General features: G+C 60.6%; 14 protein-coding genes, 3 tRNA genes and 3 rRNA genes. 2 read left to right on the forward strand and 18 right to left on the reverse strand.

Annotated features, from left to right (window positions below):
- Window positions 1-18 precede the first annotated feature (18 nt).
- The 12 genes from EOC94_RS19830 to uxuA all read right to left on the reverse strand — a co-directional run bounded on the left by EOC94_RS19830 (window position 19) and on the right by uxuA (window position 13,493).
- Window positions 19-855, reverse strand: coding sequence for an SMP-30/gluconolactonase/LRE family protein (locus EOC94_RS19830; RefSeq protein WP_127292849.1), 837 nt, complete (start codon window positions 853-855; stop codon window positions 19-21).
- A gap of 7 nt (window positions 856-862) precedes the next feature.
- A complete protein-coding gene (locus EOC94_RS19835) occupies window positions 863-2,629 on the reverse strand; it encodes a CoA-transferase (RefSeq protein WP_245465602.1) in 1,767 nt (588 codons plus the stop codon).
- Window positions 2,626-3,411, reverse strand: a complete 786-nt coding sequence (locus EOC94_RS19840; RefSeq protein ID WP_127292852.1) for an enoyl-CoA hydratase/isomerase family protein — start codon at window positions 3,409-3,411, stop codon at window positions 2,626-2,628. Before EOC94_RS19840 ends, EOC94_RS19835 begins: the two co-directional genes overlap by 4 nt.
- A 2-nt stretch (window positions 3,412-3,413) precedes the next feature.
- Entirely contained in the window at window positions 3,414-4,619 is a 1,206-nt protein-coding gene (locus tag EOC94_RS19845; protein ID WP_095488193.1) for a CaiB/BaiF CoA-transferase family protein, read from the reverse strand.
- Window positions 4,620-4,641: 22 nt separating this feature from the next.
- Window positions 4,642-5,427, reverse strand: a complete 786-nt coding sequence (locus EOC94_RS19850) for an SDR family oxidoreductase (protein WP_127292855.1) — start codon at window positions 5,425-5,427, stop codon at window positions 4,642-4,644.
- A 1-nt stretch (window position 5,428) separates the two neighbouring features.
- Window positions 5,429-6,424: an ABC transporter permease gene (locus EOC94_RS19855; protein ID WP_127292857.1), complete on the reverse strand. Its 996-nt coding sequence runs from the start codon at window positions 6,422-6,424 to the stop codon at window positions 5,429-5,431.
- 63 nt (window positions 6,425-6,487) lie between these two features.
- On the reverse strand, window positions 6,488-8,020 hold the full coding sequence (locus EOC94_RS19860) for a sugar ABC transporter ATP-binding protein (protein WP_127292860.1): 1,533 nt from the start codon (window positions 8,018-8,020) through the stop codon (window positions 6,488-6,490).
- Window positions 8,010-8,993: an ABC transporter permease gene (locus tag EOC94_RS19865; protein ID WP_127292863.1), complete on the reverse strand. Its 984-nt coding sequence runs from the start codon at window positions 8,991-8,993 to the stop codon at window positions 8,010-8,012. Before EOC94_RS19865 ends, EOC94_RS19860 begins: the two co-directional genes overlap by 11 nt.
- Window positions 8,994-9,132: 139 nt before the next feature.
- The gene (locus tag EOC94_RS19870; protein WP_126104796.1) at window positions 9,133-10,164 is read right to left on the reverse strand and encodes a sugar ABC transporter substrate-binding protein; all 1,032 of its coding nucleotides are present in this window, start codon (window positions 10,162-10,164) and stop codon (window positions 9,133-9,135) included.
- A gap of 25 nt (window positions 10,165-10,189) precedes the next feature.
- Window positions 10,190-11,041, reverse strand: coding sequence for an IclR family transcriptional regulator (locus EOC94_RS19875; protein WP_126104795.1), 852 nt, complete (start codon window positions 11,039-11,041; stop codon window positions 10,190-10,192).
- Entirely contained in the window at window positions 11,041-12,189 is a 1,149-nt protein-coding gene (locus EOC94_RS19880; protein ID WP_127292865.1) for an extracellular solute-binding protein, read from the reverse strand. Before EOC94_RS19880 ends, EOC94_RS19875 begins: the two co-directional genes overlap by 1 nt.
- Before the next feature lie 119 nt (window positions 12,190-12,308).
- Window positions 12,309-13,493, reverse strand: a complete 1,185-nt coding sequence (gene uxuA, locus EOC94_RS19885; protein ID WP_127292868.1) for a mannonate dehydratase — start codon at window positions 13,491-13,493, stop codon at window positions 12,309-12,311.
- A 106-nt stretch (window positions 13,494-13,599) separates the two neighbouring features.
- Between uxuA and EOC94_RS19890 the strand changes: the two genes are divergently transcribed.
- Complete coding sequence (locus EOC94_RS19890; RefSeq protein ID WP_127292870.1) at window positions 13,600-14,385, forward strand: SDR family oxidoreductase; 786 nt, start codon at window positions 13,600-13,602, stop codon at window positions 14,383-14,385.
- Window positions 14,386-14,632: 247 nt separating this feature from the next.
- Window positions 14,633-15,640 (forward strand): cell division protein FtsZ, encoded by a 1,008-nt coding sequence (gene ftsZ / locus EOC94_RS19895; protein WP_095488178.1) that lies wholly within the window; start codon window positions 14,633-14,635, stop codon window positions 15,638-15,640.
- A 266-nt stretch (window positions 15,641-15,906) separates the two neighbouring features.
- Here the strand turns inward: ftsZ and EOC94_RS19900 are convergent.
- The 6 genes from EOC94_RS19900 to EOC94_RS19925 all read right to left on the reverse strand — a co-directional run bounded on the left by EOC94_RS19900 (window position 15,907) and on the right by EOC94_RS19925 (window position 21,741).
- A tRNA-Met gene (locus EOC94_RS19900) sits at window positions 15,907-15,983 on the reverse strand.
- Window positions 15,984-16,210: 227 nt separating this feature from the next.
- Window positions 16,211-16,325, reverse strand: a 5S ribosomal RNA gene (gene rrf, locus EOC94_RS19905).
- A gap of 171 nt (window positions 16,326-16,496) precedes the next feature.
- A 23S ribosomal RNA gene (locus EOC94_RS19910) occupies window positions 16,497-19,305 on the reverse strand.
- A 417-nt stretch (window positions 19,306-19,722) separates the two neighbouring features.
- Window positions 19,723-19,798: transfer RNA gene (locus tag EOC94_RS19915), tRNA-Ala, on the reverse strand.
- Between the two features lie 83 nt (window positions 19,799-19,881).
- A tRNA-Ile gene (locus EOC94_RS19920) sits at window positions 19,882-19,958 on the reverse strand.
- A 297-nt stretch (window positions 19,959-20,255) separates the two neighbouring features.
- Window positions 20,256-21,741 (reverse strand): 16S ribosomal RNA (locus tag EOC94_RS19925).
- Together the 16S, 23S and 5S rRNA genes with 3 tRNA genes alongside form the textbook arrangement of a ribosomal RNA operon.
- Between the last annotated feature and the right edge of the window lie 373 nt (window positions 21,742-22,114).

The following is a 22,114-nucleotide window of genomic DNA, read 5'->3' on the forward strand; positions in this document are numbered from 1 at the left end:
CCGATGCTCAAACAAAATCTAGTTTTGAATTGTGGCCAGGTCGATCTCGGTAATATGCCATCGACCCAAATTGGCGGTGTAGAGTTTTTTGCCTTTGAAGGCGATGTTGGTGGGGTGGGCGAGCGTCGTCGCAGCCGGATCCTCTATCAGCACTTCGAGGCCTCTGTCCTGGCGCCAGCGATAGATCCGGCTTGGCTCGTAACATGAAATGAAAAGCGAGCCGTCGGGCGCAAAAGCCAACCCGTCAGGGACATTGTGCACGCCTTCGACGACGACACGCCGGGCCCCTGCCGCGCCGTCAGCCAGGATCGGCACATAGCTGATGCACGCCGCATTGCTTTCCACGACATAAAGCCCGCTGCCATCCGGTGCCATCGCCATGCCATTGGCAAAGGCCATGGTTTCGCGACACCACAGGCCGCCGTCGCCCGTCTTGAGGTCGTAGCGGAAGATGCCAGAGCGGTTGTCTTCGCCAACGCTGTCCGAAACATAGAGCCAGCCTCGTGTCTCGTCGACGATCGGATAATTCGGCACGCGGATACCAGCCGAGGCGAAGCGTTCCATAAGACCCGTCCCGGCATTCCAGCGAAAGATCGCCGAATACTTCAAATCGCAGGCAAAACAGTCGCCCGCGCTGTCGAAGGCAATACCAAGCAGAAAACCTTCCGTGCCACCCATGCGTTCGACCGAGCCGCCATCGGCGGCCAGCCGCAAGAGGTCGCCGGTTTCGGTGCCGCACCAGATGGACCCGTCGCGGTGGACGGCCACGCCCTCCGGATGGGCGACGCGCGGACTGGTGAAGATACCGTCGAAGAAGACCCGGGCGGCGGCCATTTCAAGCAACGGCTTTGCCATGGGAGCTTCAGCCTCCTGCGGTCTGCGCGGCGATGCAGCGCTCGACCATGATGCGGTCGGCGGCAAGAATCTCGGCGATCAGTGCCCCCCGCTCCTTGGCGCTGACGAATTCCAGGCGGCGCAGGCCGAGGGGATCGATCCGGTTTCGCAGGACACCAAGTGTGTCGTTCGAGGGGAGCGAAATTTGCCGGCAGTCGGCATCGAATGTCACGGGAAAGCCGGTGGCATCACGGATCTGCTGCTGCGTGATGCCAGGCATGGTTTCGATGACGATCAATTCCCGGCTCGACCGGTCGAGCCGAAACACGCAAAGATCGGTGAACACCAGCGCCTCGCCGGTCCGATAGCCCATCGGCTCGCGTTCATTCTGGGTGAGCAGGCCGCGCGCCGAACTGGCGATCTCGACGTCCTCTACCAGCGACTGCACCGAATGGCGGGGAACGTAGAGCAGATAGTCACGGTGCATGTTGGCGACGTCGGCCATGCCGCCCTGCCCAGGCAGCCGGATTAGGCCGCCGTCGCGCTTGCGCAGCGCGATGGTGTTGACGCGACCGCGTCGATCGACTTGCGCGGCGCCGACGATCTCATGGGTCACCGCACCGGCCTGATAGTAGGTCGAGTAGGTGTCGTCGCCACCGGCATGCGCCACCGCCGTCTCGCAATCGAGGCTTTCGATCAGCGACAGGATCATCGGGCTCGGCGCGATATCGAGATGGCCGCAACTCATCGTCGCGATGATCATGTCAGGCGCGTGCGTCGCCTTTGCCAGCCGGTAGGCGACATTGGCCAGCGGCGACACCGCGCCGGCACTGGCAAAGCTGTCGTTGTCGAGTTCGGCGGCGATACGGGCAGCGATGATCTCGTCGATGGACGCCTTCTTTTCGCCCTGCGCGAGCTCGGGCATTGCGAGGACTGTTTCAGCGCGGACTTTCGCAGCGTCTTGAACCCGCCTCGGCACGCCTTCGGAAGGCACGCCCAGGCTGTTCGCCAAAGATGTCTCCCTGGCCGCGAACGCCCCCGACAACGCTTGATAATCGGTCACATAGAACGGCAGGCACGAGGCCGGATAGGCGCCGCCCGGCGCCAGCGCTATGGCCGAAACCTGATTGCGGGTGAGAATGCTCTGGCGCCCATCATGCCGCAGCGCCCCGACAGGGACAATCTCCTCGACCGTGACCAGCACCTGCCGCGCCGCGCCCGCCATGGCAAAGTCCAGCGCCCGCGGCCCGATGATCTGGACATTGCCGCTCTCGTCGGCGCGCTGGGCGTGGACGACGAACGTATCGAGCCGCAGTGGCGGGATGAACCCGGTCTCAGTCCTGGCAATGGGATCGGGCGCGGCGAGCGCGCCCGGCACACGCACGAGCATGTCCGACCCCTGCGGAAGCTGGAACGCCATTGACGGCAGGTTCTGCTGCGCCGCCCGCAATGCCTGGATCATCGCCAGCGCCGTCCAGTCGCGAACCGGCACGGCATTCGTCTCGGCAGCCGCGCGGAAACGCGGCGGAAGGCCGAAAATATCCAGGCTGGAAAAGCAGAGGTCGATTTCCGCTACTGCATCCGCTTCGAGAAGCAGTTCGAGCGGCAGCCCTCCGGCCCAACAGACATAGCGCAAATCCCTAACGCCCGAGCGGGCGATGGCGCGCAGCAAGGCGATCGGCAGCCGGGCGAAATGGTGGCCGCCGACACCGAAGGCGTCGCCGCTGCCGACCATCGCGGCCAGCCCCTCGACATCGGTGAAGCGCGGCCGGTTCGGCTTGACCAGGGATATCATTGCGCAGCCTTCGTCCGCGCCGCGCTTTTCTCGGCGAACGCCTTCACCCGCCGCTGGCCGGTCTCGCTGCGATAAAGCCCGCCCAGAATATCGCGTTCCATGGCAAAGCCTTTGGCCAGGTCGCCCGATACGGCATGCGCTGTCAGCGCTTTCAGTCCCTCAACCGCGGTAGCCGGTTCGGCGGCGATCATCTCGGCGATTTCCAGCGCCCGCGGCATCAGCCTTTCCACGTCGACGACTTCGTTGACCAGTCCAGCCGCGATGAATTCGGAAGCCGGCACGATGGCGCCGGTCATCAGCAGGAGATTGGCGCGGTTGCGGCCGAGTTTTTGGACGCTGCGCTGTGTGCCGCCGCCGCCGGGGATCAGACCCAGCTTGATCTCCGGCAGGCCGAGCTTCGCGAACTGGTTGGCGATGACGATGTCGCAGCACAGCACCAGTTCCATGCCGCCACCCAGCGCAAAGCCATTGACCGCGGCGATCACCGGCTTGCGATTGTTCTCGATCGCCGCATACATGCGCGTGCCGGCGGCCTGGAAGGCATCGAACTCGGCAGCCGTCTGGCCAGCATATTCCTTGATGTCGGCGCCGGCCATGAAGCCGCGCCCCTCGCCGGTCACCACAATCGCACCGACACCGTCATCCCCGGACAGCGCCTCGAAGGCGCCGGTGATCTCGCCTTGCATCAGCCGGTTCATGGCATTGAGCTGGTCGGCGCGCCGAAAGGTGACGACCGCGACGCGACCCGAGACTTCTACGGTAAGTGTCTGGTAGGCGGCCATCGTCAGGTAGCGTCCACGGTCATGTCGCCGGACGCCTCAAGTGCTGCAATCTCGTCTTTGGAGAGGCCGAACTCGGCCAGGATCTCGCGACCATGCTGGCCGACCAGCGGGGCGGGCCGTTCGATGGTTGCGGGCGTCTCGCTCATTTTGACCGCCGGCGCGACCACCCTCACCTTGCCGCCGCGCGGATGATCGTAACTGGTGATCATGCCCATGTGCTTGACCTGCGGATCCTCGGCAGCGCGGCGGATATCCTTCACCTCGGCGCACCAGATATCGACTGCAAGCAGCCGCGCCAGCAGGTCTTGCGTCGCAAACTTTCTGGTCTCGGCGTTGACCTTCTCGAACACCTCGTCGCGCTTGTCGAACAGCGTCTTCAGATCGTCGTAGACGGCAAGCTGCGGCGCCTCCAATGTCTCATACAGCGTCTTGAACGGGCTCATGGCGATCGACACATGGCCGCCGTCCTTCGCTTCGTAGATGCCGAACGGAGCCTGCATTCCGGGATGGCCGATACCGGAATTCGGGCGCACGAAATCCTCGCCGAGATTGAGCACGGCGACATATTCCTGATTGAGATGCGCGAGCATCCCGGCCAGCAGATTGACCTCGATCTTCTGGCCCTTGCCGGTTTTCTCGCGATAGTAGAGCGCCGACAATATGCCGTAGACCATGTTCATCGCGCCGATCTGGTCGGCGAGGCCGGCGCCGGCCGGAACAGGAGCCTGGTCACCGCGGCCGGTGTTGGAGATCAGACCGGACAGCCCCTGGATCAGCATGTCCTGGCCGGGGCGCTCGACATAAGGGCCTTCCTCGCCATAGCCGGAGCCCGAACAATAGATGATGCCGGGATTGACTGCCTTGAAGTCCTCGTAGCCATAACCGAGCTTGGCCAGTACGCCGGGGCGAAAATTCTGCACCACCACGTCGGCCTTCTTGGCCATGTCCATGACGATGGCGTGCACCTTACGGCTCTTCAGATTGAGCGCGATGGAGCGCTTGTTGCGGTTCCAGGCGAGGAAGTTCGGGCTCTCGGAACCGCCGACCCATTTGGCGAAGAAGGTCATGCTGCGGAACATGTCGCCAGCGCCGGCGCGCTCGATCTTGATGACGTCGGCGCCCATGTCGCCTAGCAACTGCGTGGCGAATGGCCCCTGCAGCAGATGGCTGAAATCGAGGATGCGGACGCCTTCGAGGGCCTTGTTCATTTCATGTCTCGTTTCGTGTTTTTCAAAGCAGGTCGGGGACATATCGCGGCGCGGCGGTGAGCCCGCCATCGACGCGCAGGTCGGTTCCGGTGGTGAAGCCGGCGGCATCCGAAGCCAGATAGACAGCGGCTTCGGCCACTTCGGAGGGCTTGCCGATGCGGCCGAGCGGATGCATCTTGACCCAGGCCTTGGCGAGATTGCCACCGATCTCCTTGATCAGCTTGTCGTTCATCGGCGTGTTGATGGTGCCTGGCGAGATCGAGTTGACGCGGATGTTGAGCGGGCCGAACTCGACCGCCATCTGGCGCGTCATCGCCATCACCGCGCCCTTGGCCCCGGCATAGGCGGTCCAGCCGTCGAGCCCGATATGCCCCTGCGCCGAGGCCATATTGATGATCGAACCCGATTTCTGCGCGATCATATGCGGCAGAGCGTATTTGCAGCCGCGAAAGACGCTGGTCAGGTTGACCGCGATCAGCCGATGCCATTGCTCGTCGGTCATCTCATGCACCGGCATGCCGCCGATGGCGATGGCGGCGTTGTTGACCAGCACGTCGAGACGTCCGGCCTTCTTGACGGCCGTGTCGATGAGGTTGGCGATGTCGGCCTCCTTCGACACGTCGCAATGCAGGTAGTCGGCACGGTGGCCGGCGATGCGCAAATCCGCAGCGAAACTTTCGCCCTGTTCGTCGGCGATGTCGCTCAGAAAGACATGCGCCCCCTCTCTCGCCATCGCCTCCGAGATCGCATGGCCGATGCCGTCGGCGGCGCCGGTGACGACGGCGGTCTTTCCCTGCAAGCGAGCCATGTCAGCCTCCGTTCGCACGCCGGCGCTTCGCCTCGTCAAGGGCGACGGCGGCTATGATGATCATGCCGGTGATGACCAGCTGCCACTCGGTCGGCAGACCGAGCCCGCGCAGCCCGTTGGACAGGAACTGCAGGATCAGCACGCCAAGCGCCATGCCGGTCAGGCTGCCGATGCCGCCGGCAAGGCTGACGCCGCCGAGCACCGTGGCGGCAACGACCTGGAACTCGAAATTCAGTCCGGCCGTATGCTGCGCCGAGCCGACGCGAGCCGCGAGAATAATGCCGGCAACCGTTGCCAGCATCGCGCTGATGATGAAGCAGATGAACTTGACGCGGCGCACGTCATAGCCGGCGAGCCGCGCCACTTCCGGATTGCCGCCGACGGCATAGATCTGCCGTCCGAACGGACGGTGGCGCATCATGTAGGCGAAGGCGGCAAGCAGGACGATCGCAATCACCGCCGAATAGGGAACGACATTGAACAGGCGGCCATCCGACAGCGCAATGAAACTGTCGAGAGCGGCATCGTCGGGGATCGCGCGCTGGCCGGTATAGAGATAGACGCCGCCGCGCATGATGAACATCGTGCCGAGCGTCACGATTAGCGAGTTGATCCCGGCATAGGCGGTGAGATAGCCATTCACCACACCGATGATCAGCCCGAACAACAGCGCGCCACTGATGCCGAGCAGCAGGGAGTTCGTGTCGTTCATGATGATGATCAGCGGCAGCGCGATGGTCGCCAGCAGCGACCCGATCGAAATGTCGACCTCGCCTGACATGAAGACGATGGCGCAGCCGATGCCGGCGGTCAGCGCGAGGGACGCCTGCCCGAGCACGTTGGTCATGTTGCGCACGGAGAAGAAATTCTCGGCCGTGAAGGAAAAGAATGCGATCACCAGGATGAGGCAGAGGAGCAGCGCCAGTTCCTGCCGCGCGAGGAGTCGCGCCAGCATGGACGGCCCGGCTTTCATGGTGTCAGTGCTTGCCAGGCTCATCGCTTGCTCCCTTCGAAGGCGCCGGCCGGATGACAGGGAATGCTGCCGCGAAGCGTCATCGTCTTATCCGATCGCTGCATTGAGGATTTTCTCCTGCGTGGCGTCGTCGCGGGACATGATCGCGGTGAGCCGGCCTTCGCACATCACTGCGACACGGTCGGAAAGGCCCAGCAGCTCAGGCATTTCCGACGTCATCATGACGACCGCCAGGCCTTCGCCGGCGAGCCGGTCGATGAGCGCGAAGATCTCCGACTTGGCGCCGACATCGATACCGCGGGTCGGCTCGTCGACGACGATCACTTTCAGGCCCCGCATCAGCCAGCGCGAGATCAGCACCTTCTGCTGATTGCCGCCGGACAGATTCTTGATCTGCTGGAACAGGCTGGGGGTCTTGATGCGGAAGCGGTCGACATAGTCCTGCACCGCCTTGCGTTCCCCGACCTTGTCGATGAAGCCCATACGGGCGAAGGCGCCGAGCGAGGCGAGGCTGGCATTCTGGTAAACCGGCAATTCGCCCATCAGCCCTTCGCTCTTGCGGTCTTCGGTGAGCAGGCCGATGCCGAGCCGGACACCCGTATGCGTGTCGTGCGGCAGCAGGCGGTGACCGTCGACGGAAATCGTGCCGGAGGTGATCGGATCGAAGCCGACAATCGCCTTGGCAAGCTCGGTTCGGCCCGCTCCCATCAAGCCGAAGAAGCCGAGGACTTCGCCGGCGTGCGCCTCGAAGGACACGTCCTTCAGCTTTTTCGCCGTGCTGAGCCCTTGCACGGAAAGGGCAACCTTGCTGCCCGGCGCGCCGCGCTTGCGGGGAAACAGGCTTTCGATGCGCCGGCCGATCATGTCCTGGATCAGCGTGTCGTTGGTGTGCTCGCCGATCGGTCGGGTCGAGACGTGCCGACCGTCGCGCAGAACAGTGACGGTGTCGGCAATCTCGAAAACCTCGTCGAGCTTGTGGCTGACATAGAGCACCGCGATGCCGAGCGCGGCCAGCCGGCGGATGACGGTGAACAGCAGCGAAATCTCGTTTGGCGTCAGCGAGGACGTCGGCTCGTCCATGACCACGACGCGGGCTTCGTGGGCGAGCGCGCGGGCGATCTCGACCATCTGCTGCTGACTGACCGGCAGCGATCCCGTTCGCGCCGCCGGATCGACGTTGAAGCCGATGCGGTTGAACAGCGCGGCGGAATCGGCGCGGATTTTCCTCCAGTCGATCGAGCCGCCTTTGCCGGTCGGATAACCTTCGAGGAAGATGTTCTCGGCGACGGTGAATTCGGAGATCAGCGCGATCTCCTGGAACACGACCTTGATGCCCTCTTTCAGGCTGTCGCGCGGCGACTTGATGTCGAGCTCGCGTCCGCGCATGCGGATGGTGCCGGCATCCTTGTCGTAGACCCCGGCCATGATCTTGATGAGCGTAGACTTGCCGGCGCCGTTCTCACCCATCAAGGCGTGGATCTTGCCGGGCTCCAGGGTGAGGTCGACATTGTCCAGCGCCACCACGCCCGGAAAGCGCTTGTCGATGCCGCGCATCTCGAGCGCCGGCATGCTTGTGTCGACGGCCGCGCCTTCGCCGGGGTGAAGGAAATCAACGGACATTGGCTCTGTTCCGGATGATGTCGAGACAGGTTGCCAGAATGATGACCACGCCGGGCACCACCATCTGCAGGTCCTGGTTCCAGCCCAGGATGATGATGCCGTTGTCGATCACCTTCAGCACCAGAACGCCGAGCAGCGTGCCGAACAGCGATCCGTGCCCGCCGAGCAGGCTGGTGCCGCCGAGGATGACAGCGGCGATCACCGTCAGCTCGAAGCCGCGTCCGGCGGTCGGCTGGCCCGCATTCATCAGCGACGACAGGATCATGCCGGCAACCCCGACGCACAGGCCGGTGACGACGAAGGCGAACAATTTCAGGCGTTGCGAGCGTACACCGGAAAGACGAACCGCACGCTCATTGGCGCCGACCGCGTAGAGGTAACGGCCAAGCGTGGTGAAGCGCAGCGTCACGGCTGCGATGGCGAAGATGACCACTGCGATGACGACGGGCAGCGGGATCGCGCCGATGTAGCCGGCACCGAGATCAGTGAAGCTGATGAGCCGGTGGTGGTTCTGCACCGCCTCGCGGGTGAACAGATAGACGCCGCCCTGCAGCATCATCATCGTGCCGATGGTGGCGATCAGCGAGTTCACCTTCAGCCTAGTGACGACCAACCCGTTGAACAGGCCGACCCCGCCGGCAAAGGCGAGCGCTGCCAGCAGGCCGAGCGCGAGGCTGTGCGTCGAGTTGAGCACCGCCATGCCGATACAGCCGACGAAGGCGAGCGACGCCCCGACCGAGAGATCGACCTCAGCGGTGATGATCAGCATGGTCATGCCCGAGGCGACGATCAGCACCAGCGCGCATTGACGCAGGATGGCGATGATATTGGCCTCCGAATAGAACTGTGGCGCTGCGATCGAGATGGCGATGCAGAGCACGGCCAGAATAATCGCCAGCACGAGCTGGCTGCTGCCCAGCAGCTGGCCGCCGATGAAACGCCTTGGCGCGGAAGATTGCGTAAGCTCGCTCATTTCCATTTCATTTCCGGGGCGGCATCGGGTGCCGTCGCCAATTGGAAACCTGCCGCCTAAACCGGGCGGTTGACCTGTTTTGTCGGCGGCATCCGATCCGCTGCCCTTCCCGCTCGGCGGGAAGGGCGATTTTGGGATCCTACTTCTTCAGGTCGGCGGAGGTTTTCATGCACTTTTCCGGCGGCTGAAGCGCGTTGACGGCATCCCATTTGATCGTCCGGACAGTGCCGTCGTAATCGTAGTACTTCTTCCAATCGTCGCCGTTCATCGGCGCGGTCGGGCTGACGATGTGCTCGGGCACCTCTTCGCCGTTGAACAGCTTCACTGCGGCATCGATGGCGGTGTAGCCTTCCTTTTCCGGGAACATCGCGGCTTCGATGCGGTAGGACGGCTCGTTCTGTATCGCATTGATGAAGGCAAGGCCTTCGCCACCCGTGCCGACCGTCAACAAATTATCCTGCGACTTGCCGGCCGCTTTCCAGGCCTGCAGGCCGCCCAGCGACGAGGAATCGTTGATGCCATAGATGATGTTGATGTCGGCGTTCTTGGCAAGCGCCGCCGAAGACACTTCGAGCGCGCGGTCAGGATTGCCGCCGCCGTCGAGATCGTGGACCATGACCGCGTCAGGGATGATGGTCTTCAGGCCGTCCATGAAACCTTGCGAACGCAGGACGGTGGCAGACAGGAGCGGCAGGCCGACATTCATCACCTGGGCTTTGCCGCCGAGCTTTTCCTTGGCGTATTTGCCTGCTTCGACGCCAGCCGTGTAGCCGGTATCATAGTCGCAGATCGCGACCATGGTCGTCATGCCCTTGACCGGATTGCCTTCCAGAACGACGGGGACGTCGTTGGATTTCGCCTGGCGCAGCAGCGGCACGACGCCCTCTTCGTTGACAGGCGTGACAATCAGCACGTCGACGCCCTTGGCCATGAAGTCTTCCGCGGCAGAAACCTGCTTGGCGATGTCGAGATTGGCGTCCTGCACCTCGAGCTCGATGCCGAGTTCCTTGGCGCGAGACTGCATGCCCTTGATGACATTCTGATACCACTCATGGGTGGCGTAGTTGGTGACGTAGCCGATGCGCTTCGGCATGTTTTCGGCCTGCGCGGCAGCGGCGCTCAGGGCCAGCGCGGCCGCCGAGGCAAACAGGATTGATTTGGACCAATTCATCTTCTTCTCCCTATTTATCATCTTTTTAGTTGCTGAACGGATAGTCCCGCCGTTCCGGGTCGGCACGTGACGAAGCGATGATTTCACCTGCGCCCAGCGCCGCCGATATCGTCTCGGCTGCCGCTTTCGTCCGTTCGAAGACGGTTTCGCGATCGAAGCGCGCGGCTTTCTGTGGCAGGAACGGAACGGTGAGCGCGGCAATGACCGCGCCGGTGTGATCGCGCACCGGCATTGAGACGTTGGTGCAGGCCTCGACGGCCAGCGAGGGGCGCATCTCATAACCGAGCCTTGCGACCTCGTTCAGCCGCGCTTCGATTTCCGCCCGCGTGCCCTGCCCCTCGCCGGCAGCCACAATCCGCTCGACGATACGATCGCGCTCGGCCTGGTTCGAATGTGCGAGCAGCACTGCGCCGGAGCTCGTTTCTAGGATCGGGAAATGCGAGCCGAGCGCGACCGAGTAGCGCATCGGCAAAGGCGAATCGATCTGCAACACCACCAGCGCGCTCTCGCCTTCGCGAACAACCAGATGGCAGCTTTGATCGGTATTGGCCGAGAGCTCGCGCATCACTGGCAGCGCGCATTCGACCAACCGGTTTACCGGCGGATGCATATGCGCCAGTTCGAACAGCTTTAGCGAAAGGCGGAAGCGGTCGGATTGCGTCCGGAAGATGTAGCCGCGCTTCTCCAGCAGAAGTAGGATGCGGTATATCTCATGGATGGAGCGCCCCAGGCCGGCGGCGATCTCGGTCTGGGTCAGCGGCTCGGCACTGGACGCCATGAACTCGAGAACGTCGAGCGCCTTTTCCACCGCCGGCACGCGATAGCCGTTGCGGCCGCTTTCGCCTTCTTCGACGATCTGGGCTATGTCGGCGGCCATTATGCGACGCTCCGTTCCGGTTGGCCTCGTCTGGTCTCGCGGTAGAGGCGGTTCAGCCGATCCGCGAGTTCGGTCGCGGGCATGCCGCCGGCGATGGCAGCGGCCGCATGCGGAGCGCATTCGCGGAAAAAGGTGATGAAGCCCGGATGTGTCGGGCGCAGGTAGGACGCTTCGATCGTCGCAAGCGTCGAGCTGAAGAAATTGCCGGAAAGATCGTTGACTTCGGCGTCCTTCCACGCCGCCAGCGATCCCGGCTGTCCGCCTGACTTCACGTAGTCGCCGCGCTGGTAGCCGGGCGAGCACAGGAAAAGCGCGTAGTCGATGGCGGCCTGCCTGTGTTTCGATTGGGCGCTGACCCCGATGCCGGCACCACCGAGCAAGGCGCCAGCGGATCGCGGGGTCGGCACGTCGGCGAAACGCAGATACGGCCTGTCGGCGTTCGAGGCATAGTTCACATAGCCGAAGGCGAACGGCACATAGACCACCTCGTCATGCGCGATCATGTGGTCATAGCAGCGGATCGGATTCCATTTCGACGAACTCGGATGCGACAGCTCGGCAAGCTGGCGCAACTGCGCGACAGCCTGCTCGACCTTGTCCCTTGCAATGAACTCCTCGCCGTTCTCCTGCGGATGGCCGAGCGTCAAGAGCAGGCACATGGCGTCCGTCGGCACGAACGGCAGGCCAAGCCACTTGCCGTCCTTGCGCACGCGACGGCCAAGCTCCAGCACCTCTTCATGAGTAGTGGGCACCGCTGCGTAGCGCTCCAGGAGATCCGGGCGATAGGAGGCGACCTGGCAGGCGGCATCGATCGGCAGTGCCCACTGGCGGCCGTTCCGTGCATAGGATCGACAGGACGCGCCGACCGAGTCGTGCTCGAAGAAGCGGCGCTGCTCCACCGACAAATAGCCGTCGAACGGCACCATCAACTCGCCGTCGGCGATGTCGCCGATAAAGGGATGATCGAATACGATCAGATCGTAGGTGCCTAGCACCGGACCAAGCACGCCCTCGCCGAACTCGTAGAGGCTGCGGCGGTCCCATTCGATTTCCAGACCGGGATTGTCGGAGCAGTACGTCTCGATGCTGGCGTCGAGCGGACCCCAGCAGCGTCGATGATCCCACGCCAGACCGCGCAGCCTTGTCATTCCTGAAAAATTCCTCCCGAACCGGGCGCGAGCCCGATCGGGGATTACTAGCAGGTATTTTTACCTGCGCAAGACATTTTCACATAGGAAAACTACGTTTGGGCTCCTGTTTGGTGATCTCAGGCCAGCCCAAAACGCTCCACGGCGCGCATGATGCCACGCAGCTCGGCGAGGCCCTTCAGGCGGCCGATCAATGAGTAGCCGGGGTTGATCCTGGTCTTGCCGATATCGTCGGCGAGCAGATGGCCATGATCGGGACGCATCGGAATCCGCCAGTCGGCGCGACCTTCCCTGCGACGGCGCGTCTCTTCCTGCATCAAAGCGAGGATGACATGCGCCATGTCGGTGCCGCCCTCCAGATGCTCGGCCTCATAGAAGGAGCCGTCATCCTCGATGGTTACATTGCGCAGATGGACGAAATGGATCCGGTCGGCGAATTCCTTGACCATGCCGACAATGTCGTTGTCGGCGCGCGTGCCATAGGAGCCGGTGCAGAACGTCAGCCCATTGGCCGGGCTGTCGACGGCGTTAAGGATGAAACGCGCGTCCTCGGCGGTCGAAACGATCCGTGGCAAGCCATAGAGCGAGAATGGCGGGTCGTCGGGATGGATGCACATGCGCACTCCCTCCTGCTCGGCCACCGGAATGATCTCGCGCAAAAACCAGGCAAGATTGTCGCGCAACTCCTTCGGCCCGATCGAGTCATATTCCGCCAATGCCTCGCGAAAGCTTTCGCGATTATAGCTGCGCTCGGTCGCCGGCAGGCCGGCAATGAGATTGCGCTCTATCCTGTCGATCTGCTCGTCGCTCAGTTCCTTCAGTCGCGATTCCGCCTCGGCGATACGGGCGGCGCTGTAGCCGGCCTCGGCATTCCTGCGCTTCAGCACAAACAGGTCATAGGCGGCGAAATCGATCGCATCGAAACGCAGCGCATAACCCGTTGTCGGAAGCCGATAGGCCAGATCCGTGCGGGTCCAGTCGACCACGGGCATGAAATTGTAGCAGATCGTCGAAATGCCGGCCTTGGCGAGCGCACGGATCGTGTCCTTGTAGAAGCCGACATAGCGAAGCCGTTCCGCCGAGCCGATCTTGATCGAGTTGTGAACGGGAATGCTCTCGACGACCGACCAGGTCAGCCCTGCCGCCTCGATGATCCGCTTGCGCTCCAAAATGCTGTCGAGCGGCCAGGCACGCCCGTCATATACGTCGTGCAGGGCCGTCACCACGCCTGTCGCAGCTGCCTGCTTAACATGATCGAGCGTCACCGGATCGTCCGGTCCATACCAGCGCCAGCACTGTTCCATTGAGACTTTCCCTTTGCGATAAAAACAGAACAGAAAGGTATTGTTGGGCCACAATGGAAGTCAAACTAAAGCCGGCTTCCGACGACCAATGAAGGAGTTTTCCGCAATGAAGGATTTCGACGGCAAGATCGCTCTGGTGACGGGGACGACCGGGATCGGCCTGGCAACCGCCCGACGTCTTGCGGCAGGGGGTGCTGCGATCATCGCTTGCGGCATCGACCGCGCGGCCAACGCAGCGATGACGGCGGAACTGGACAGATCCGGCGCCGGGGCGCTGGTCATGGCCGTCGACGTGTCGGTGCCGGATCAGGTTCGCGACGCGGTCGCGGCCGGTGTCGAGCGGTTCGGCGGCCTCGATATCATCGTCAATTCCGCGGCGGTCCATCCATATGGAACCGCTACCAGCACCGATTTCGACACCTGGAACCAGGCGATGTCAGTCAATGTCGGCTCGATCTACCTGACCGCGCATTTCGGCATCCCGGAAATGATCAAGCGGGGCGGCGGCGCCATTGTCAACGTGGCTTCGGTGCAGGGCTTTGCCTGCCAGCAGAACGTCGCCGCCTATGCCACGACCAAGGGTGCCATCCACACATTGACGCGCTCTCTGGCGCTCGACTACGCACGCTCCGGCATTCGCGTCAATTCCGTCAGCCCTGGCTCGATCCGCTCGCCAATCCTGGAAAAGGCGGCCCGCGGCGAGAATGGCACCGATGCCGATGTCGAGGCCGCCTACAGGCGCTTCGGCGAAGCCCACCCCATCGGACGCATCGGCGAGCCGGAGGAAGTGGCGGAACTCATCGCCTTTCTGTGTTCGTCGAAAGCCGGGTTCTGCACCGGTGCGGACTACCGGATCGACGGAGGCCTGACGGCCGGCATCGGCGTGAAGTAGAACAGGAAGATCGCCCCGGCCCTACCCAGAGACGCTGACATCAGACAACTTTCGAAGCACTGACGGCGAACCAATGGCGCGTAACATGCGCGAGTTTGCATAGTACACTTGCAGCCGAGTCAACCGTCTGATTCCCTTAGGCACGCTGGGCTGTCCTGATTCGCTCACTGTCCAAAGTCTTGCAGTGCGTCGGGAACAAGCCTTCCACCGACCCCTGCGCTTGCGCATTCAACGGGAGAGACGGCAAATGAACACTGCAACGAGGCCGGTAATCTCCGAGATGAGGCCCAAAATATCCGTCATCGGAGTTGGCGGCGGTGGCGGCAATGCCATCAACAACATGATCGCCGAAGGCTTGCAGGGCACCGAATTTATCGTTGCCAACACCGATGCTCAGGCGCTCACCATGTCGAAGGCAACGCGGCTGATCCAATTGGGAGCTCACGTGACGGAGGGCCTGGGTGCAGGATCGCTGCCCGAAGTTGGCCATGCCGCTGCCGTGGAATCGATCGACGAAATCATGGACCATCTCGCGGGAACGCATATGTGTTTCGTGACCGCAGGCATGGGAGGCGGAACTGGAACCGGTGCGGCACCGGTCATAGCGCAGGCCGCGCGCAACGCGGGAATACTGACGGTGGCCGTCGTCACCAAGCCGTTCGTGTTCGAAGGGAACCGTCGAATGCATGCGGCCAATGAGGGCATCGAGCGGCTCCGCGAGAGCGCCGATACCGTCATCGTCATCCCGAACCAGAACCTCTTCAGGATCGCCGATGCCAAGACGACGTTCGCGGACGCGTTCGCCATGGCGGACCGCGTCCTCTACGCGGGCGTCGGCTGCATCACCGATCTCATCGTCAAGGAAGGGCTGATCAATCTCGACTTCGCCGATGTGAAGTCGGTGATGCGCGATATGGGTCGCGCGATGATGGGCACCGGCGAAGCCACCGGGGAGGACCGCGCCAGGAAGGCGGCCGAGGCGGCAATCGCAAACCCGCTTCTCGACGAAGCGTCCATGATGGGCGCCAAGGGCGTCCTTGTCTCGATATCAGGCGGCACTGATATGACGCTGTTCGAGGTCGACGAAGCTGCCACCCGCATACGCGAGGAGGTCGACGCCGACGCCGATATCATCGTCGGCGCCATTTTCGACAAGGCGCTCGCAGGAAAATTCAGGGTGTCGGTCGTTGCGACGGGATTGCGGCGAGGGCTTGAGATACCGCTGATGGCGGGGTCGGAAAACCGTGTGAATTGAGCGACGCCCTTATGGCAGCACCGCGGCAGGTTTCGACTAAGGGTCCGCAGCTCTGAGACCGCCGACGGACGGCGGACGGGCGGGCTTGCCCAAACCGCAATTGTTGCGGGATGAGCTGCGGGTTAAATTGTCGATTCTGTCTGCGCGACTCTACCGTTGAATTGGAACGCCTGCTCAGCGCTCATGCGCCGGCCGCGTGAACAGGGTCTCGACCGTGCCGGGCCCCAAACGCAAAACGGCCCGCGTGAAGCGGGCCGTTTTTGATTTGGTTGCGGGGACAGGATTTGAACCTGTGACCTTCAGGTTATGAGCCTGACGAGCTACCGGGCTGCTCCACCCCGCGTCAACTTAACGGCGAATGCCGGCCGGGCAGCCCGGACTTGTTGGTTTGTCCGTCCTCAAGGCCTTGGCCTTTGTGGGCGGACGGGTGCTGCTCCACCCCGCGTCAACTTTTGAAACAAGTCAGCGCTTAGTTAGTTCCGCCAAATGAAAGGGCCGCTTGCGCGGCCCGGGCTCCCGATTGGCGGGCCTGTTTGTAAGGAGAAGATTTTTTCAACGTGCGTTTTGCAGACCTGGCAGCGACCTACTCTCCCGCGTCTTGAGACGAAGTACCATCAGCGCTGGAGCGTTTCACGGCCGAGTTCGGAATGGGATCGGGTGCAGCCGCTCCGCCATAACCACCAGGTCGGCAAAGCGCACGTTGCTCGAGAAGCTTTTTGAGCGAATAGCCAATAGTGAGTAGCGAATAGGGAACCCTATTTTCTGCTCTCTCTGAGCTGTTCGCTGGTCTTTGTTGTGCTCTCACATCTCAGCGCGATCCAAAGGATTGCGCTGGTGATGGGCATAAGGAATGAGAACGATCAAGCCGATCGAACTATTAGTACCGGTAAGCTTCAAGCGTTGCCGCTCTTCCACACCCGGCCTATCAACGTGGTCGTCTTCCACGGTTCTCAGGGAATACTCGTTTTAAGGTGGGTTTCCCGCTTAGATGCCTTCAGCGGTTATCCCGTCCGGATATAGCTACCCTGCTATGCGGCTGGCGCCACAACAGGTCCACCAGAGATCCGTCCATCCCGGTCCTCTCGTACTAGGGACAGATCCTTTCAATATTCCTACACCCACGGCAGATAGGGACCGAACTGTCTCACGACGTTCTGAACCCAACTCACGTACCGCTTTAAATGGCGAACAGCCATACCCTTGGGACCTGCTCCAGCCCCAGGATGCGATGAGTCGACATCGAGGTGCCAAACAACCCCGTCGATATGGACTCTTGGGGGTCATCAGCCTGTTATCCCCGGCGTACCTTTTATCCGTTGAGCGATGGCCCTTCCACGCGGGACCACCGGATCACTATGACCGACTTTCGTCTCTGCTCGACTTGTCAGTCTCGCAGTCAGGCAGGCTTATGCCATTGCACTCAGCGAACGATTTCCGACCGTTCTGAGCCCACCATCGCGCGCCTCCGTTACTCTTTAGGAGGCGACCGCCCCAGTCAAACTACCCACCATACATTGTCCCGGACCCGGATAACGGGCCGCGGTTAGACATCCATAGTGATAAGGGTGGTATTTCAAGGGTGGCTCCACCTGAGCTGGCGCCCAGGTTTCAAAGCCTACCACCTATCCTACACATGCCACTACGAATGCCAATGTAAAGCTATAGTAAAGGTGCACGGGGTCTTTCCGTCTAACCGCAGGAACCCCGCATCTTCACGGGGAATTCAATTTCACTGAGTCTATGCTGGAGACAGCGGGGAAGTCGTTACGCCATTCGTGCAGGTCGGAACTTACCCGACAAGGAATTTCGCTACCTTAGGACCGTTATAGTTACGGCCGCCGTTTACTGGGGCTTCGATTCAGAGCTTGCACCCCTCCTCTTAACCTTCCAGCACCGGGCAGGCGTCAGACCCTATACGTCGTCTTGCGACTTCGCAGAGCCCTGTGTTTTTGATAAACAGTCGCTACCCCCTGGTCTGTGCCACCCTCCTCCACTTGCGTGGAAAAGGGTCACGCTTCTTCCGAAGTTACGCGTGCAATTTGCCGAGTTCCTTCAGCATAGTTCTCTCAAGCGCCTTGGTATACTCTACCAGTCCACCAGTGTCGGTTTCGGGTACGGTCTATAAGGAGGAGCTATTTCCTGGAACCACGCAGCAGCCCTTTCAATCCGATAAGATTGGACTACCTCAATGATCCGTCACTTCCTCCAGGCCCACGAATATTAACGTGGTTCCCATCGTCTACGCATTTCTGCCTCGACTTAGGGGCCGGCTAACCCTGCTCAGATTAGCTTTAAGCAGGAACCCTTGGACTTTCGGCGGGGGAGTCTCTCACTCCCCTTACGTTACTCATGTCAGCATTCGCACTTCTGATACCTCCACCACCCCTCACGGGTATGGCTTCATCAGCTTACAGAACGCTCCGCTACCGCTCGTGATTGCTCACGAACCCTAAGCTTCGGTGTATGGCTTGAGCCCCGTTACATTTTCGGCGCAAAGACCCTTATTTAGACCAGTGAGCTGTTACGCTTTCTTTAAATGATGGCTGCTTCTAAGCCAACATCCTGGTTGTTTTGGGATCCTCACATCCTTTCCCACTTAGCCATAACTTGGGGACCTTAGCTGTAGGTCAGGGTTGTTTCCCTTTTCACGACGGACGTTAGCACCCGCCGTGTGTCTGCCGACTAGTACTCCCAGGTATTCGGAGTTTGGTTAGGTTTGGTAATCCGGTGAGGACCCCTAGCCCATCCAGTGCTCTACCCCCTGGGGTATTCGGTCGACGCTCTACCTAAATAGATTTCGCGGAGAACCAGCTATTTCCGAGTTTGATTGGCCTTTCACCCCTAGCCACAAGTCATCCCGAACTATTGCAACAGTTATGGGTTCGGTCCTCCAGTAAGTGTTACCTTACCTTCAACCTGCTCATGGCTAGATCACTCGGTTTCGGGTCTAATGCGACGAACTGAACGCCCTGTTCAGACTCGCTTTCGCTGCGCCTACACCTAGCGGTTTAAGCTTGCTCGTCACACTAAGTCGCTGACCCATTATACAAAAGGTACGTGGTCACCCAGGACGAACCTTGGACTCCCACTGTTTGTAGGCAATCGGTTTCAGGTACTCTTTCACTCCCCTTGTCGGGGTGCTTTTCACCTTTCCCTCACGGTACTAGTTCGCTATCGGTCATGCACGAGTACTTAGGCTTGGAGGGTGGTCCCCCCAATTTCAGACAGGATTTCACGTGTCCCGCCTTACTCGAGGACGATGATTTGCATTACGCGTACGGGGCTGTCACCCACTATGGCCCTGCTTTCCAGAAGGTTCCGCTTGTCTCATCATCGCCACTGGCCTGGTCCGGGTTCGCTCGCCACTACTGCCGGAGTCTCGGTTGATGTCCTTTCCTACGGGTACTTAGATGTTTCAGTTCCCCGCGTTCGCCACTTTACCCCTATTTTATTCAGGGTAAGTTACCTATTATCGATACTTGGAAACCACAGCAGCAGGTTGCCCTGCTACTCTGATTTTCCAAGCACCTTAGGTGGGTTTCCCCATTCGGAAATCTACGGATCAAAGGGTATTCGCACCTCCCCGTAGCTTATCGCAGCGTATCACGTCCTTCATCGCCTGTGCATGCCAAGGCATCCACCAATTGCCCTTAAGACACTTGATCGTTCTCATTGCCAATACCCACCACGCGATCCCAAAGGGATCGTCGTTTCAGCTAAATCCCGAAGGATCTTTGCTTCAACGCGATCTCAAAGAGATCGTCGCTCGAACCAGATCCTGTGCAGGATCTGCTTCAATGGAATTGGCACAAAAAGACCAGCTTCTCGAGATCGGTTCGAGGGTGCGGTTAGGCAAGCCCATCATATGCGGGAGATTGAGCGTCTCCCGCGACAAATCACACCCCTTGCGGGCTATGAAGTTCGAACAAATCTTCTCTTTACGATGTCATACAGAACAGGCGGAGAGCCAAGAAGCTCGCCGCAAACTCTTAAACGAATGACTTTTTCTCGGCCGTCCCCATCTCTACTCGACACCCTTTTTCTCCCGGAGAAGAAGCGACAATCCTGCGGATTGCGCGAAGTGGTGGAGCCGGACGGGATCGAACCGACGACATCCTGCTTGCAAAGCAGGCGCTCTCCCAGCTGAGCTACGGCCCCTGATAAACACCTCTTCGAAGTGTCGAGGAGATCGACAATCCTTGCGGATTGCGAAGATCCGACAATCCTTGCGGATTGCGAAGTGGTGGGCCTGGGAGGACTTGAACCTCCGACCTCACGCTTATCAAGCGCGCGCTCTAACCAACTGAGCTACAAGCCCTAAGACTGCGCCATGAATCGGCTTTCGCCAACGAGACGCAAGTCTCGCAAGGCCAACCGGCCGTCGCGGCCAGACCATCGCGGCTTGCTGCCGCGCCCTCGCGGAGCGCCAGCACCCAAAGGGTGCGATGCGGCGCGCGAGCGCAAGTCAAAGTCATTCGCGAAGAAAGAGAAACGAAGGCGGCAGACCCGCTTAAGGTATGCACGACGGTAAGAGTGACTCTCTTCCGTCTTGTTCCAAGTAAACCAGAAGGCAGAGGCTTCACGAAGAAGCGTTTCCATTGAGGTTTATCCTTAGAAAGGAGGTGATCCAGCCGCAGGTTCCCCTACGGCTACCTTGTTACGACTTCACCCCAGTCGCTGACCCTACCGTGGTCGCCTGCCTCCTTGCGGTTAGCACAGCGCCTTCGGGTAAAACCAACTCCCATGGTGTGACGGGCGGTGTGTACAAGGCCCGGGAACGTATTCACCGCGGCATGCTGATCCGCGATTACTAGCGATTCCAACTTCATGCACTCGAGTTGCAGAGTGCAATCCGAACTGAGATGGCTTTTGGAGATTAGCTCGACCTCGCGGTCTCGCTGCCCACTGTCACCACCATTGTAGCACGTGTGTAGCCCAGCCCGTAAGGGCCATGAGGACTTGACGTCATCCCCACCTTCCTCTCGGCTTATCACCGGCAGTCCCCTTAGAGTGCCCAACTGAATGCTGGCAACTAAGGGCGAGGGTTGCGCTCGTTGCGGGACTTAACCCAACATCTCACGACACGAGCTGACGACAGCCATGCAGCACCTGTCACCGGTCCAGCCGAACTGAAGGTCTCCATCTCTGGAGACCGCGACCGGGATGTCAAGGGCTGGTAAGGTTCTGCGCGTTGCTTCGAATTAAACCACATGCTCCACCGCTTGTGCGGGCCCCCGTCAATTCCTTTGAGTTTTAATCTTGCGACCGTACTCCCCAGGCGGGAAGCTTAATGCGTTAGCTGCGCCACCGACAAGTAAACTTGCCAACGGCTAGCTTCCATCGTTTACGGCGTGGACTACCAGGGTATCTAATCCTGTTTGCTCCCCACGCTTTCGCACCTCAGCGTCAGTACCGAGCCAGTGAGCCGCCTTCGCCACTGGTGTTCCTCCGAATATCTACGAATTTCACCTCTACACTCGGAATTCCACTCACCTCTCTCGGACTCGAGATACCCAGTATCAAAGGCAGTTCCGGGGTTGAGCCCCGGGATTTCACCCCTGACTTAAATATCCGCCTACGTGCGCTTTACGCCCAGTAATTCCGAACAACGCTAGCCCCCTTCGTATTACCGCGGCTGCTGGCACGAAGTTAGCCGGGGCTTCTTCTACGGTTACCGTCATTATCTTCACCGTTGAAAGAGCTTTACAACCCTAGGGCCTTCATCACTCACGCGGCATGGCTGGATCAGGCTTGCGCCCATTGTCCAATATTCCCCACTGCTGCCTCCCGTAGGAGTTTGGGCCGTGTCTCAGTCCCAATGTGGCTGATCATCCTCTCAGACCAGCTATGGATCGTCGCCTTGGTAGGCCATTACCCCACCAACTAGCTAATCCAACGCGGGCTCATCCATCTCCGATAAAATCTTTCTCCCGAAGGACGTATACGGTATTAGCTCCAGTTTCCCGGAGTTGTTCCGTAGAGATGGGTAGATTCCCACGCGTTACTCACCCGTCTGCCGCTCCCCTTGCGGGGCGCTCGACTTGCATGTGTTAAGCCTGCCGCCAGCGTTCGTTCTGAGCCAGGATCAAACTCTCAAGTTTAGAAGACTTTGATTTGGCTTTATCTGGTCACGCTTTGAATTGACGAGAACATTCACACCTAGACACTTGCGTGCCTTGGTAGACTTATTCTCTCAAAACGTGTCCGCCAAAGTCTCGTTCGAACCTCCCATCCCTGGCGGGATGAAAGGCTCAGCAGGACTCTGCCGCCCACGTTTCTCTTTCTTCAATATTCAATTGTCAAAGAACAGACATCGCAGACGCGGTGTCGTGGCCCGTGCGCTTGTGGCTCGGGGCCGTTCGAGTGTCGCTCACGCGGCTCTCTTGAATTTCGCAGAGGGCAGATCTAGAAGCGAACTTCTTCGTCGCCAGCGGCGCGCCGCCCTCGTTGGTGAGGCGTATATAGTCGGCGCCC

The organism is Mesorhizobium sp. M6A.T.Ce.TU.016.01.1.1 (genome assembly GCF_003997065.1).
Lineage (GTDB): Bacteria > Pseudomonadota > Alphaproteobacteria > Rhizobiales > Rhizobiaceae > Mesorhizobium > Mesorhizobium mediterraneum.